Here is a 14,522-nt window from a genome sequence, read left to right on the forward strand (position 1 = left end):
GACCGGGCAGAACGCCCGCAAGGCCCGAACCGCTACCAGCCGGTGGCGCGCGCTGCAACGGGCTTGCCGGTCGCAGGGGCCTGACAGCCGTTCAGATGCTGCCGACGGTCTTGAGGCGGGCCCGCGGGTGGATCTCGTTCTGGCTCATCACCGGGGTCTGGCCGCGGAACCGCTCGATGATCGATCGGACATAGGGGCGGACCGTGGGGCTGGTGAGCAGCACGGGCGAGTCGCCCGCGAGGGCGGCGCGCTCGAACGTCTCCCGGACCGCCCGGATGAACTCCTGCAGGCGCGACGGCGCCAGGGCGAGCTGCTTCTCCTCGCCGCTTCCGACCAGCGCATCGGCGAACGCGTTCTCCCATTCCGCCGACATGGTCACGATCGGCAGGGCGCCGTCGTCGCCCCGATAGGCGTAGCAGAGCTGGCGCGCGAGCCGGCTGCGGACCTGCTCCACCAGCAGGGTGATGGAGCTGGTGTGCGGCGCCGCTTCGCCGATCCCCTCCAGGATGGCGGCGAGGTCACGGATCGAGATGCGTTCGCGCAGCAGGGCCTGCAGCACGCGCTGCACGGTGGTGGCGGAGACGGCGCTGGGGATGAGGTCGTCGGCCAGCTTCCGCTGCTCGGCGGGCAGTTCCTTGATGAGCTTCTGGACCTCCGCGTAGGTGAGGAGGTCGGGCATGTTGTCCTTCAGCACCTCGGTGAGGTGCGTGGTCAGGACCGTGGCCGGGTCGACGATGGTATAGCCCCGGAAGCTCGCTTCCTCGCGCATGGAGTCGTCGATCCAGGTCGCCGGCAGGCCGAACGCCGGCTCCTTCACATGCTCGCCGGGCAGCTCCACCTGGCCGCCCCTGGGGTCCATGGCCATGAGCTGGCCAATGCGGACCTCGCCCGAACCCGCTTCCATCTCCTTGATCCGGAGAGCGTAGCCCATGGACGGCAGCCGCATGTTGTCGAGGATGCGCACGCTCGGCATCACGAACCCGAAGTCGGACGCCAGGGTCCGGCGCAGGGCCTTGATCTGGTCGGTGAGGCGGCGCCCGTCGAGGTCATTGATCAGCGGCAGCAGGCCGTAGCCCAGCTCGATCTTGATCTCGTCGATGGCGAGGGCCTGGGAGATCGGCTCCTCTTCCGGCTCGGCGGAGGCGGCGGGCGTGATCTCGATGGCCTCCGGCTCGGGCGGCGCATGGGCGCGCCGCCACGCGAGCATCCCGGCCCCGATCGACAGGCCGGCGAACGGGATGATCGGCATGCCGGGGATCACGGCCAGCACGCCCGCGGCGGCGGCCACCATGCCCAGGGCGACCGGGTTCATCGCCATCTGGGTGACCAGCGCCTTGTCCGCCGACCCTTCGACCCCGGCCTTGGAGACCAGGAAGCCGGCAGCGATGGAGATGATCAGCGCGGGGATCTGGGAGACCAGGCCGTCGCCGATCGACATGATCGTGTAGCTGGAGAAGGCCTCGCCGATCGGGACCTTGTGCTGCAGCACGCCGATCAGGATCCCGCCGATCACGTTGATGGCCAGGATAACCAGGCCGGCGATCGCGTCGCCGCGCACGAACTTGCTGGCGCCGTCCATGGCCCCGAAGAAGGTGCTTTCCTGCTCAAGCTCCTTGCGCCGCAGCTTGGCCTGGTCCTGGTCGATCAGGCCCGACGACAGGTCGGCGTCGATCGCCATCTGCTTGCCGGGCATCGAATCCAGGGTGAAGCGCGCCGCGACTTCGGCGATCCGGCCGGAGCCCTTGGTGATGACCACGAAGTTCACCACCACCAGGATCGCGAAGACGATCACGCCGATGGCGAAGTTGCCGCCCATCATCAGGCGGCCGAAGGTCTCGATCACCGCGCCGGCGCCGTGGGCCCCTTCGTGGCCGTGGCTCAGGATCAGCCGCGTCGTGGCGATGTTGAGCGCCAGGCGGAACAGGGTCGCCACCAGCAGCACGGTGGGAAAGGCGGTGAACTCCAGCGGCCGCTTGATGAGGATCGACGTCATCAGGATCAGCACCGACGACGCGATCGAGATCGACAGCAGCATGTCGAGCATGAACGCCGGGATCGGCAGGATCAGGAGGACGATGATCCCGACGATGCCGATGGCCATGGCGACTTCGCCACGGGCCACCCAGCCGAGGACATCGCGCGCCGAGGGAGCGCCGGAGAAGCGGGAGGAAACGCCGGTGTCGGCCATCAGGCGAGGGTCTCCGCGGCGAGGCGGCCGATGTGGGCCATGACAGCGTCACGCGCCTCGGGCGCGGTCGCCTGGGTGGAGAAGCAGCCGACGAGGATCGGCGCGCCCCTGGGCGGCCAGAGGATCGCCACGTCGTTGGCGGTGTTGTTGGCGCCGCTGCCGGTCTTGTCGCCTGCGCGCCAGCCGGCGGGCAGGTCGGCCCGCAAGCGCTTCAGGCCGGTGGAGGCGCCCTCCATCCAGCCCGCCAGCCGCTGGCGCGAGGCGGACTCTAGCGATGGGCCGAGGAGCAGGCGGCGATAGCTGCCGACCATGGCCATCGGGGAGGTGCTGTCGCGCGGGTCGTCAGGGATCGCGCTGTTCAGCTCGGTTTCGTAGCGGTCCAGCCGGGTGATGTTGTCGCCGGTCGTGCGCAGCCAGGCGGTGAACCCGGCGGGGCCGCCCAGGGTCTTGAGCAGAAGGTTGGCGCCGGGGTTGTCGCTGACCTCGACGATCGCCTTGCAGAGGGTGTCGACCCGGATCGAACCGGCCCGGACGTAGAGCGACGTCACCGGCGCATGGGCGACGAGGTCCGCCTCCGAAAGCGGGATCTCGCGGTCGAGTTGCTCGCGCCCGGCGTCGACGCGGGCCAGCACGGCCCCGGCCAGCAATCCCTTGAAGGTCGAGCACATCGGAAAGCGTTCGCTGGCGCGCCAGCCGAGACTGCGGCCCGTGCCGGCGTTGATCGCGAAGACGCCCAGCCGGCCGCCCACGCGGGATTCCAGCGCCGACCAGTCCGGCGCCGCCATCGCGCGGCCGCCGCTCGCCAGGGCGGCGCCGGCGCCGACCAGGACGTGGCGGCGCGCGGGGGCTGTGCGCCGGTCCAGGATCACGCGGCGCTCGCGCCCATCTGCGGCGCGGGCACGGTGACGCCGGCCTCGGTGTATTCCTTGAGCTTGTTGCGCAGGGTGCGGATCGAGATGCCGAGGATGTTGGCCGCGTGGGTGCGGTTGCCGAAGCAGTGCTCCAGCGTCTCGATGATCAGCTGCTGCTCCATCTCGGCGACCGTCTGGCCGACGAACGAGCGAGTGGCGGTCTCGGCGGCGGCGGCGGCGGCCTGGGCCGTGCGCGCGCCGGCGTCGGCGGGCGCCAGGGGCTGACCGTCCGGCAGGCGGATGGCCATCTCGTCGATCTCCGGTCCCACGGCGAGCAGGATCGCGCGATGCATCGCGTTCTCGAGCTCGCGCACGTTGCCGGGCCAGCGATGGGCCGCGAGACGGCGCTTGGCTTCGGCCGACAGGGGCTTCTCCGGCATGCCGTTGGCGGCCGCATACTTCTTCACGAAGAACTCGGCCATGGCGACGACGTCACCGGGGCGTTCGCGCAGCGGCGGCAGGCGGAGGTTCACGACGTTCAGGCGATAGAGCAGGTCCTCGCGGAACACGCCCTCCTTGACCGCCTGCGACAGGTCACGGTTCGAGGTGGCGAGGATGCGGATGTCCACCTTCACGGGCTTGGCGCCGCCCACGCGGTCGATCTCACGTTCCTGGATGGCCCGCAGCAGCTTCGCCTGCAGCCGGGCGTCCATCTCGCTGATTTCGTCCAGCAGCAGGGTGCCGCCGTTGGCCTCCTCGAACTTACCGATGCGGCGGGCCAGGGCGCCGGTGAACGCGCCCTTCTCGTGACCGAACAGCTCGCTCTCGAGCAGGTTCTCGGGGATGGCGGCGCAGTTGACCGAAATGAACGGCCGATTGGCCCGGCGCGACTTCTGGTGGACGTACCGCGCGACGACTTCCTTACCGACGCCGCTCTCCCCGGTGATGAGGATCGAGGCGTCCGAGGGAGCCACCTGGTCGGCCAGCTGGATCACCTGCTGCATGGACGGGTCGCGAACCACCATCGGGCGGTTGTCGTCGCTCACCGCCGCCAGGACGGCCGCGATCAGGGCCGCCTCGGGCGGAAGCGGGATGAATTCCTTGGCGCCGGCGCGGATGGCGTCGCCCGCCCGCTTCGGGTCCGCAGCGATCCCGCAGGCCACCACGGGCACGTGAATCCGCTCGGCCTCGTTCGCGGCGATCAGGCCGGCGATGTCCAGGTCGTAGTCGACCATCAGCAGGTCGGCGCCCTGACCCGCACGGAGCGCGTGGGTCGCCGCGTCGGTGCTCTCGACATGGCTGACCTTGGCGCCCGCGCTCATCGCCATTTTCACGGCGGTGGAGAGCTGTCCGCTCAGTTTTCCGACGACCAGAAGCCGCATCTACCTAACTCCCTTCACCCGCGCGGCCATCAGCCCTGCGCGTCGCCGTCCTTGATGATTTCCGTCATGGTCACGCCCAGGCGCTCGTCGACGATCACGACCTCGCCGCGCGCCACCAGGCGGTTGTTCACGTAGATGTCGATCGCCTCGCCGACCTTTCGGTCCAGTTCGAGCACCGAGCCCTGGTTCAGTTGCAGGAGCTGCGCGACCGACATGGTCGAGCGCCCCAGGACCGCCGAGATGGCCACCGGCACGTCGAAGACGGGCGCGAGGTCCGTCGCCGACTTTTCCTCGTGATGCGCGTCCGGCAATGCGCCTTCGTCAGGCGCGAACTCGTCGAGTCTCAGGTCGTCATCGGCCATGGGTCTAGCTTTCGCTGCCGGGGATCAGGGGTTCGGCGTGCAGCCCTTCGGCGGCGAGCGCCGCCACCAGGGCCTGGGTGACGCGGTCGGCGGCCTGGGCGGGATCGAAAGCCGCCTGGCCGTCGCCGAAGTCGAGGGTGAAGGCGTTGGGACCAAAGGCGCCGTCCGGCTTGATGACGATCGCGCCCTCGAAGCCGAGGCCCCGGGCGGTGTCTTCCAGGATCCCTTTCAAGGCGTCCGCCAGCGTCGGGTCGGCCGAGAGAACCAGCCGGGGCTGGGCGTCGATCTCCCGGGCCAGGGACTCCATCGCCGCCTGCAGGGGCGCCTGAGGAAACCGATCGAGCGCGGCGTCGGCGATCGCGCGGCCGCAGGCCAGCGCCAGGGCCGCCGAGCCCTGCCGGTGTTCGTGCGCCACCTGGGCCAGGCGGGGCAGGGCCTGGCCGCACGCCGCGGCGATCTGGCTCAAGGCCGCCGCCTGCTGCGCGGCGATGCTGGCCATGGCGGCGCGTTCGCCCTCGGCGTAGGCCGCGGCCCGGATCTGCTCGACCTCTTCGGCCGGGAACAGGCGCTTCGGGCGCACCGGCGCGTGGGCCACGGAGCCCTTGGAGTCGAACTCCGTATCGAAGGCGAATTTCTGGAAAGCTTCGGACATCAGTAGATCAGCTCATCTTCGCCGCTGGAGCCGGCGAGCATGATCTCGCCCTTGTTGGCGAGGTCCTTGGCGACCTGGACGATGGCCATCTGGGCCTGGTCGACGTCGCGCAGACGTACCGGGCCCATCGTCTCCATGTCCTCGCGCATGATCTTCGCCGCGCGCTCCGACATGTTGGAGAAGAACATCTCGCGCAGGCTGTCCGAGGCGCCCTTGAGGCCCAGTGCGAGCTGGTCCTTCTCCACGCTCCGCAGCAGCGTCTGGACGCCGCCCGGATCCAGCTTGGAGAGGTCCTCGAACACGAACATCAGGGCGCGGATACGCTCGGCCGCCTCGCGGTTGCGCTCTTCCAGGGCGGTGATGAAGCGGGTCTCGGTCTGGCGGTCGAAAGCGTTGAAGATGTCCGCCATCATCTCGTGGCTGTCGCGCTTGGACGTGCGCGCCAGGTTCGACATGAACTCGTTGCGGAGCGTCTGCTCGATCTTGTCCAGGATCTCGCGCTGCACCGGCTCCATGCGCAGCATGCGCATGACGCACTCCAGGGCGAAATCCTCGGGCAGCGAGGCCAGCACCCGGGCGGCGTGCTCTGACTTGATCTTGGAGAGCACCACCGCGACCGTCTGCGGGTATTCGTTCTTCAGGTAGTTCGCGAGGACGGCCTCGTTCACGTTGCCGAGCTTGTCCCACATGGTCCGGCCGGCCGGACCCCGGATCTCCTCCATCAACTGATCCACCTTCTCGGGCGGCATGATGGAGGCGAGCAGCTTCTGGGTCTGTTCGAACGAGCCCATGATCGCGCCGGTGCCGGTGGCGCCGGACACGAACTCGACCAGCAGATCCTCGACCACCGCGGCGGCGACGTTGCCGAGGCTGGCCATGGCCTGGGAGATCTCCTTGATCTCCTCCTCGTCCAGCGCCTGCCAGACGTGGGCATGCTCCTCGCCCAGCGCCAGCAGGACCACGGCGCACTTCTCCGCCCCGTTCAGGCGGGAGGGATCGACGATGTTCTTACCCGCGCGCGCCGTCGCCATCAGTTGGTCTCATGCAGCCAGGAGCGGAGGATCGCGACGGACTCGTCGGGATGCCTTTCCACGAATTCGGAAACCTTCTTGACGGCGCTGGCGCGCACTTGGCCGTCCACGCGGGCCATATCGATGCGCGCGCCGCCGTCCTCCACCGGCCCGGGGAGGGCGAGCTGGCTGCCGTCGGCGCCGATCTGCATCGGCTGCCCGTCGGGGGTGACCATCACCCGGGTGATCTGCGGCGCCGACGCGACCAGGGAGCCGCCACCGGCGCCGCCCTTGCCGCCCTTACCGGCGCCCAGCAGGGGCCGGGCGACGAAGAAGATCATCAGGATGCCGACCACGGCCAGGACGGCGAGCTCGACGGCGCGCATGATGTCGTTCTTGTCGAAACCCATCAGCGGGCTGGCGGCCTCGACGCCGCCGCCGGTGTCGGCGGTGGGGAAGCGCACGTTGATGACGCTGACCTGGTCGCCGCGGTCCTGGTTGTAGCCCACGGCCGTGCGCACGAGCTGCTCGATGCGCTGCATCTCCTCGGCCGAGCGCGGCGTGTAGGCGCCCGGCTTGCCGTCCTTGCCGACGGCGGTCGCTCCGTCGACGGCCACGGCCACCGACAGACGCTTCACCGTTCCCGGCTCCTGCACCTCGGTGCGGACGGTCTTTGAGATCTCGTAGTTCGTGGTGGTGTCGGCGCGGCCGCTGGACGAGGAGTTGTTGTTCTCGCCGCCGTCGGCGCCGGGGATATTGCCGGCGACCGAGGCTTGTCCGCCGCCCGCGGTGTCGTTCTCGCGCGAGTTCTCTTCGGTGGTCGACTCCGAGCGGATGACCTGGCCGTCGGGATCGAAGGTTTCCTGCTGGACGGTCACACGGGCCAGCTCCAGGTCGGCGGTCACGTTGACCCGGGCCTTGCCGGCGCCGACCATGCCTTCCACCAGGTTCTTGACCTGCTTGGCGATGCGTTGCTCGACCTCGGACTTGCGGCCGTCGGCCTCGGCGGCCATCCCGACCTCGCCGCCCGACAGGGTCTTGGCGTGCTGGTCGACCACGGTCACGCGGTCGGGCTTCATATTGGGGACGGCGCCGGCCACGAGGTTCTGGATCGCCCGGACCTGATCGGCGCTGGGCTCGCGGCCGCCGACGCCGATGTTGACGGACGCGGAGGGCTGCTCGGCTTCCTGTTCGAACACCTGGCGCTTGGGCAGCACGAGGTGCACCCGGGCCGAGGTGATGCCGTCCAGGCTGCGGATCGTGCGGGCCAGTTCGCCTTCCAGGGCGCGCTGGCGGTTCAGCTGCTGGACGAAGTCGGTCTGCCCCAGGGCGTTCGACTGGTCGAAGATCTCGTAGCCCACCGAGCCGGCGGTCGGCAGGCCCTTCCCGGACAGCATCAGGCGTGTCGAGGCGACTTCGTCGCGCGGCACCAGGATCGTCGAGCCGTCGCCCTTCACCTCGTACTTCACCCCGGCCTGGTCGAGGGCCGCGGTGATGGTCCCGGCTTCCTTGAGGTCGAGGTTGGAATAGAGCAGGGCCTTGGGCTGGCCCAGGTTCATGAAGACCGCGGCCAGGACGGCGGCCAGGCCGGCGCCGATGCCCAGGATGGCGGCCAGACGGCCGATCCCGAACCTCTGCAGCATGGCCATCATCTGGTTCAAGACCGGACGCCCCCCTTGCGAACACGAAGGGGCGCAATGCGGTCCCGCCCCTCAGGTAGGCAGGATTTACCCAGTCCTTGGTTAAGGCCGCGTTTAAGCTTTGCCGTGCCCGGCCTGGGCCATCCTGTCGCAGGGGCCCTTGCGGGGGCTCATCGGCTCCAGGGTTCCAGGGCGCCGTTCATGGCCAGCAGCACCGAGAACAGGGCGTAGATGAGCACGGTGAGCGTGAAGAAGGTCTTTCGCGGCGCCGTCCAGGAATCGACCCGCCGGCCGCCCTGCCACACCGCCGGCAGGGCCGCGATGGTGACCAAAGTGAGGGCCGCCGCCACCAGGGCGCACGCGGACGCCGCGATCAGCAGGGGGCCTGGCCAGCCGTACATCACCTTCTGGATGTCCAGCGCCTGGTCGGCGAAGGCCGCGAACAGGCCGAACGCGGCGATCCACAGGCCGGCCTGCATGGTCTGGACCATCGAGGCGCGGGCCTGGATCTGGTTCTGGCGAAGCTCGCGCCGGTTCCGGAGCGCTAGGCCGGCAAAGGTCGCCACCGCGGCGAACACGGTAAGCCCCGCTCCCAGGGCCAGGATCGACGCACGCTCGGTCAGCGCCGCGCGCTTCATCGTGAAGGCGTTCATTTCGTCGCGGTAGCTGACCGCGCGGCCATCCTCGAGGCGGAAGAACAGGCGCTCATTGCCGGTGGTGGCGATGAAGCGTCCCTGGGCGAGGGGGCCGTCGGGAACCCAGGACTTCACCTCGCCGCCCTGCCCGGTCAGGAGCCGGCCGCCCTGGACCACGACTTCGCTGGCGCCGACCAGCAGCCCGACAAAACCCTCCAGGCCGCCGTTGGCGCGGCGGGTGGTCAGATAGGACCCGGTGAACATGTCGGCCGATTGGCCAAGCTCCCGGGAAGGCGGGCGCGGGAACGTCTGGGGCTGGGCGTAGAAGTGCTGGACCACGGCATCGGGGAAGGCGCGTGACAGCCGGTGTCCGTTCTCGCTGTTCGTCGTGATGAAGACGCCGAGCCCCAGGTCGGGCACGACCACCATCTTGGTGTGGAAGGCGATGGTGGCTCCGTCGTGACCATAGCCTTTGTGGCCGCCGGGGAGATCATAGACGATGAACCCGTGAGCCCAGCCGTTCATCCCGTCGGTGGTCTGCCGAAGCGGGCTGCGGAACGCACGGGCCGCCACGGGGCCGAAGACCGTGGCGCCGTTCCAGCTCCCATCGCCCAGCAGCATCAGCATGTAGCGCGACATGTCGCCCGCGGTGGAGGACGCCGAGCCGGCCGGCGCGATATGCCCGATGTATTCGTAGTCGTTCTCCACGAAGCCGGCCGTCCGCCATCCGAAGCCGGCGGAGACGTGTGGGCGCAGCGCCGCCGGCATGGCCGCCGGGAGTCCCCGCCGTTCGGGGCGGGGTTCGCGGAACGTGGTGTAGCGCATGCCGAGGGGCAGGGTGATGTCTTCCTCGACAAGGCGCTCGAAGGACTTGCCCTCGCCCAGCGCCACGGCGGCCCCCGCAAGCCCGACGCCATAGTTGGAGTAGCTGGAGAGGATCCCGGGCGAGCGGTCGCGTCCTGGACGCTCCTGCCGCAGGTAGAGGTCCAGGGGACGGACGCGCCGAGGGTCGTTCTCGAAGAGTTGGCCCAGCGCCCGATCCTCTAGGCCTGGCGTGTGCTCCATGAGGTTGCGGACGGTCACCTCGCGAAGCCGGCCTGGCAGGCGGACCTTCTCGGGCAGGTAGAGGTTGATGGGCCGGTCGAGGCGTATGCGGCCGGCCTCGACCTCCTTCATCACGAGAATCCAGGTGAAGGTCTTCGAGACGGAGCCGATGCGGAAGAGAGTCCGATCCGGATCCACCGGGCGTCTGGGATTGAGGTCGGCGAAGCCGTAGCCCTTCTTCAGCACCACCTGTCCGTTCTGGACCACCGCGACCGAGGCGCCGGCCACGTGGGCCCGGTTCATGGCGTCGGTCATCCAGCCGTCGACGAAGGCTTCCAGGCGGACCGGGTCCAGTGGGGTGACCCCGGGCGCCGCCACCGCGGTCGGGGCAGGAGACAGGGTGGAAGGGGGCGCCGGATTGGTGGCCTGAGCGCGGCTGTCTGGGGCCGGGGCCGCACCGGTGTCCTGGGCCGCAGCGGGCGCCGCCGCCAAGATCGCCAGTGCGAACAGGATCGCCTTGCCGAGGCTCCGCATCGTTGCTCCGTTGCCCTGCGCCTTAATCGGTCACCATAGCACCTCGGCTGAGTCGGACACGCGCCGCGAAGACGTGGGAAGTCGACGTCCCTTTTGGCGCGGGTTCAATCGGTCCGTTCGGCGCGCTCGAACGCATAGAGCGGCAGCATGGGGCGCAGTTCGGCGCCCACCCAGATCTGCGGCTCGGACGGCGGGCTCATCTTCTCGGCGACTTCGCGCCGGCGGACACATTCGCGGGTCGCCGCCGCCAGGCCGCCGAAGTCCCGGGATCCGGGCATCGACGACAGGAAGCAGTCGTCGAAATAGGGATACTTGTTGGCCTGACCGCACCCGAAGGACGTGCGGTCGGGGCGGGCGGCCGTCACCACCATCCGATTGGGCCGCGCGAGCGTTGGGACGAACACGCCCGAGAAGCAGGCCGAGATCACCACCACCGTCGGCCGCCGGCCGCATGTCTGGTCCAGCATGTTGGCGAGCAGGCCAGGGCGCAGGATCGCCTGGTCCACCTGGGCGCCCTGCGGCAGGCCGTGCGAGGTCAGGTAGAAGAGGCAGCCGCCTGCCGTGCGCGCCGAAAGTTCCGACAGCGCGCCGTAGATGCCCCTTAGCTCAGCCTTGCCCGGCTGGGAGTCGCGGTAGCGCTCGGGCCTGGTCGAGAACTGACGGATGTTGTCCGGCTGGAAGCCAGCGCGGGCGAGGGCGGCCGTCACATCGCGTCGGGCGTTGTCGAAGCCTTCGGTCTCGCCACCGTCGCTGGCGTGCCAGTCTCCTGCCACCACGACCGCCGACCAGTCGGCGAACGGGGACGCCGCCGCCGCTCCGCCCGCCGTCGCGAGCCAGAGGGCTGCGATCAGCGAGAGGAGCCGGGCCGCCATCGCCGCCCTGCTACTTCTTGTAGTTGGCGAACGGCGTCGGCATCGCGGTTCCGGTCGCCTTGGCCAACAGCCGGCCTTCGGGGTCGTAGAGTTCGCCCTCGGTGAAGGCGATCTGGCGGCCCCACTTCACCACCTTGCCGACCCCGCGGATCTTCCCTGGCTGTCCGGGGCGGAAGAAGCTGGTCTTCATCTCCAGGGTCGGGGCCACGGCCGTCATGCCAGAGGCGACCATGCAGGCGACGCTCATGGCTTCGTCCAGCATGGCGCAGAGATAGCCGCCCTGGATCTGCTTCATGGGATTGAGCAGCAGCTCGGCCTTGGCGTCGAACTCCACCTCGACCGAACGATCGGCCTGGCAGACCGACACCATCCGGAAGCCGAGGGTCTGGGATCCGGTCGGCTGGTTCTTGGTGCGGAGGAAGCGTTGGAGGATGGCCTCGTCGGTGAGCGTCTCCGGCTCGGGACTCGCGACGTCGGTCATGCGCTACTTCTTCCGGAACTGATCAAGCGAAACGATGGTGGCCTCGCCCTTCGGCGCGGCTTCGGCAGGCTTGGCCTCCGCGACGGGCGCGGCCTTGGCTTCGGGGGGCGCGGCCGGCGGCGGCTCGAACTGCAGCAGGAACTGCACCGACGGGTCATAGAAGCGCGTGATGGCGCCATAGGGGATCGACAGCCGCTTCGGCTGACCGCCGAACTGCAGCGTCACCGAGAAGAAGGTCTCGCCGGGCGCGAGATCCCAATACTGGTGCTGCAGGACGATCGTCATCTCGTCCGGATACTTCGAAAGCAGGTCGTTCGGGCCGGACACGCCGGCGGCATCGGTCTTGAACGTGATGTAGAAGTGGTGCGAGCCGGGCAGGCCCTCGGGCGAGGCGGCGCGCTTGAGCGCGGCCTTGGCGACGCCCCGGAGCGCATCCTGCGCCAGGGCCTCGTAGTTCATCAGATCCTGGACCGGCGGATCCTGGGCCACACGACACTCCGATGCGAACTGGTACCGGTTAAAGGTAACGCGTGGCCGCGCCGGCGCAAGGCTCGCCGGCGGCGCCCGGATCGATTGTGCGCAATAAAAGTGGAGGCCGGAGTCGTTCGCCGGAAGGGAAGGAGGAGGGCGCCAGTCAGCTCAAGGGGAAAGTGGAGGGCTTCTGTTGCCAGGCGCCCCCAATGTCTCCTCTTGAAGGAGGAGGGCGCCAGTCAGCTCAAGGGGAAAGTGGAGGGCTTCTGTTGCCAGGCGCCCCCGGGCGCCAGTCAGCTCAAGGGGAAAGTGGAGGGCTTCTGTTGCCAGGCGCCCCCAATGTCTCCTCTTGAAGGAGGAGGGCGCCAGTCAGCTCAAGGGGAAAGTGGAGGGCTTCTGTTGCCAGGCGCCCCCAATGTCTCCTCTTGAAGGAGGAGGGCGCCAGTCAGCTCAAGGGGAAAGTGGAGGGCTTCTGTTGCCAGGCGCCCTCCGGGCCCCGCCTAAGGATCTGAACCCCTAGGACTTGGTTCGGATGTTACCGGACCGCATTACGCAGCCAGGCGAACTTCCTCAGCGAAGTTATCGTTCGCATTTAGTTTAAGACCCGGAACGGTGGGTCAGGCCGAGAGAAAGCAACGCCTTTACACGTCTGTCGATGCTGATCGGCCCCGTGCTTGCCCGGCGATAACCCGGCGAAGATTGGTGGAGCCGCCGGGAATCGCACCCGGGTCCAGTCCGCTTATTATACGCGCGTTTATCTCCATAGTCGGGCGAACCCGACCCCTCACATATAGGCGCTATGGTTCAGGATTTGAAGGACCCAGCGCCGCGGGTCGCTCATCCGCCTCGGGCGCCGGTTCATGACCGGCGGGCGGGCGGCGCGCGTCCGGGTTCGGCTTCAGCCGGCCGCCCGAGGCGATCAGCTCCTGGTGGGCCGCGCGGGCGCCCTTAAAGTCCACGCCACGCGGAAAGATGACGTCGAAGCGCGGGTCGTGGCCCATCGCCGCGCCCAGCACGGACTCGAGCACGTCCGCGATCTCGCCCACTTCGGCGGGATCGCAGGCCCGATGCAGGGTCACTGCGCGGGCCGAGGTCAGCAGGGTGACGTCATAGCCGGTGCCCTCGACGCACAGCGCATCGGCCATGCCCGGCTGCGCCACCCGCACGTCGCGCGGCGAGCGCCATATCGGCAGGTCGCGCAAGGCGCGGAACCGCTGGGCTGCGCCATCGGGCAGTTCCGCATCGAACCCCAGGCGGCGGCCGATCGACGCGTCGCAGCAGGCAAGCCCCGCGCGCGCCTGCACGAACGCCTTGCCATCGCTCCTCACGGTCACGCGCGTGACGGTCTGCCGCACGCTGCTGGCCGGCCGCGTCCAGACCTCGAGGATCATCTCCTCGCCACGTACCAATTGCCACTGCAGCGGCATCAGGGCCCAGAGGCGGTAGGTCGAGGCGTCGACCCCGTTGTCCGGGACGGCCAGCCGCTCGCCGCGGCGCAGTTTTCGACCACCCAGGGGATCCGAGGCCTCTGCCGGCTTGGGGCGCTTGTCCTCCCACCAGCTCTTCGGGTCCGGCGGCGGGTAGGGCCAGATTTCAGCTTCGTGCGCGGGGAGGTTCGCCGGCGGCCCCGCAGGCGCGCGGGGCTTCACGGGGAATGGGATGATCAGCGGAATCTGCGCGCTCGCCGGCGCCGCCAAGGCGAGGGCGATCAGCACGGCGATGGGGATGCGCAGCGACACGCCGTGAAAGAGCGACCGCTTTGCGCCGGTTCCGTGGCGCGGCTTGGCCGTCGCCCGCGCCTAGAAGACCTCGACGCCCCGCTGCAGCGACAGGACGCCGGTGCGCGAGACTTCGACCAGGCCCAGCGGCCGCATCAGGTCCACGAATTTGTCGATCTTGGACGAGGCGCCGGTCAGCTCGAACACGAAGCTCTCGTGGGTGGTGTCGATGACCTTGGCGCGGAAGATGTCCGACACCCGCAGCGCCTCGACCCGCTCGGCGCCCGAGCCGCGCACCTTCACCAGGGCCAGCTCGCGCTCGATGCCGTTGGGATCTCGGGTCACGTCCTGCACATGCCGGGTCGAGACCATCTTCTGCAGCTGGGCCTCGATCTGGGCCAGCACCTGCGGCGTGCCGCGCGTGACGATGGTGATCCGGCTGGTGTGGGCCTTCTCGTCCGTCTCGGCGACGGTCAGGCTGTCGATGTTGTAGCCCCGGGCTGCGAACAGCCCCACCACGCGGTGCAGAACCCCCGGCTCATTGTCCACCAGCACCGCGAAGGTCGCGCGGCTCTCCGGCTGGTCGGCGTGGGCCAGGTCGTAGACGGAAGCGGGCTGGGCGTCGGTCATGGGGCGTCCTCGAATAGTTCGCGTCACGTGTCACAGGTGCATGTGCGCTGCA

Annotated in this window: 13 protein-coding genes and 1 other RNA gene; all 14 read right to left on the reverse strand. The window is 69.1% G+C overall.

The window, feature by feature from the left end; translation table 11 throughout:
- Nucleotides 1-91: 91 nt before the first annotated feature.
- Entirely contained in the window at nucleotides 92-2,188 is a 2,097-nt protein-coding gene (gene flhA / locus DJ019_RS15255) for a flagellar biosynthesis protein FlhA (protein WP_111276925.1), read from the reverse strand.
- Nucleotides 2,188-3,057, reverse strand: a complete 870-nt coding sequence (gene bla / locus DJ019_RS15260) for a class A beta-lactamase (protein WP_205854177.1) — start codon at nucleotides 3,055-3,057, stop codon at nucleotides 2,188-2,190. The genes flhA and bla overlap by 1 nt, the downstream gene beginning before the upstream one ends.
- Complete coding sequence (flbD, locus tag DJ019_RS15265) at nucleotides 3,054-4,421, reverse strand: sigma-54-dependent transcriptional regulator FlbD (RefSeq protein WP_111276926.1); 1,368 nt, start codon at nucleotides 4,419-4,421, stop codon at nucleotides 3,054-3,056. Before flbD ends, bla begins: the two co-directional genes overlap by 4 nt.
- A gap of 29 nt (nucleotides 4,422-4,450) precedes the next feature.
- Nucleotides 4,451-4,783, reverse strand: coding sequence for a flagellar motor switch protein FliN (gene fliN / locus DJ019_RS15270; RefSeq protein WP_111276927.1), 333 nt, complete (start codon nucleotides 4,781-4,783; stop codon nucleotides 4,451-4,453).
- Between the two features lie 4 nt (nucleotides 4,784-4,787).
- Nucleotides 4,788-5,435, reverse strand: a complete 648-nt coding sequence (locus DJ019_RS15275) for a FliH/SctL family protein (protein ID WP_165844032.1) — start codon at nucleotides 5,433-5,435, stop codon at nucleotides 4,788-4,790.
- Nucleotides 5,435-6,466, reverse strand: a complete 1,032-nt coding sequence (gene fliG / locus DJ019_RS15280; RefSeq protein WP_111276929.1) for a flagellar motor switch protein FliG — start codon at nucleotides 6,464-6,466, stop codon at nucleotides 5,435-5,437. The genes DJ019_RS15275 and fliG overlap by 1 nt, the downstream gene beginning before the upstream one ends.
- A complete protein-coding gene (gene fliF, locus DJ019_RS15285; RefSeq protein WP_111276930.1) occupies nucleotides 6,466-8,106 on the reverse strand; it encodes a flagellar basal-body MS-ring/collar protein FliF in 1,641 nt (546 codons plus the stop codon). Before fliF ends, fliG begins: the two co-directional genes overlap by 1 nt.
- A gap of 149 nt (nucleotides 8,107-8,255) precedes the next feature.
- Entirely contained in the window at nucleotides 8,256-10,298 is a 2,043-nt protein-coding gene (locus tag DJ019_RS15290; RefSeq protein ID WP_111276931.1) for a serine hydrolase domain-containing protein, read from the reverse strand.
- Between the two features lie 104 nt (nucleotides 10,299-10,402).
- A complete protein-coding gene (locus DJ019_RS15295) occupies nucleotides 10,403-11,170 on the reverse strand; it encodes a C13 family peptidase (protein WP_111276932.1) in 768 nt (255 codons plus the stop codon).
- Nucleotides 11,171-11,180: 10 nt separating this feature from the next.
- Complete coding sequence (locus DJ019_RS15300; RefSeq protein WP_111276933.1) at nucleotides 11,181-11,651, reverse strand: PaaI family thioesterase; 471 nt, start codon at nucleotides 11,649-11,651, stop codon at nucleotides 11,181-11,183.
- Between the two features lie 3 nt (nucleotides 11,652-11,654).
- Complete coding sequence (locus DJ019_RS15305; protein ID WP_420849883.1) at nucleotides 11,655-12,110, reverse strand: SspB family protein; 456 nt, start codon at nucleotides 12,108-12,110, stop codon at nucleotides 11,655-11,657.
- A 472-nt stretch (nucleotides 12,111-12,582) separates the two neighbouring features.
- Nucleotides 12,583-12,942: a transfer-messenger RNA gene (ssrA, locus tag DJ019_RS15310) on the reverse strand.
- Nucleotides 12,920-13,861 carry a hypothetical protein gene (locus DJ019_RS21015; RefSeq protein WP_165844033.1) on the reverse strand — a complete coding sequence of 314 codons (942 nt, stop codon included), beginning with the start codon at nucleotides 13,859-13,861 and terminating at the stop codon, nucleotides 12,920-12,922. Before DJ019_RS21015 ends, ssrA begins: the two co-directional genes overlap by 23 nt.
- A gap of 60 nt (nucleotides 13,862-13,921) precedes the next feature.
- The gene (ilvN, locus tag DJ019_RS15315) at nucleotides 13,922-14,470 is read right to left on the reverse strand and encodes an acetolactate synthase small subunit (RefSeq protein WP_111276935.1); all 549 of its coding nucleotides are present in this window, start codon (nucleotides 14,468-14,470) and stop codon (nucleotides 13,922-13,924) included.
- Nucleotides 14,471-14,522: the final 52 nt, after the last annotated feature.

Source organism: Phenylobacterium kunshanense (assembly GCF_003254525.1).
GTDB lineage: Bacteria > Pseudomonadota > Alphaproteobacteria > Caulobacterales > Caulobacteraceae > Phenylobacterium > Phenylobacterium kunshanense.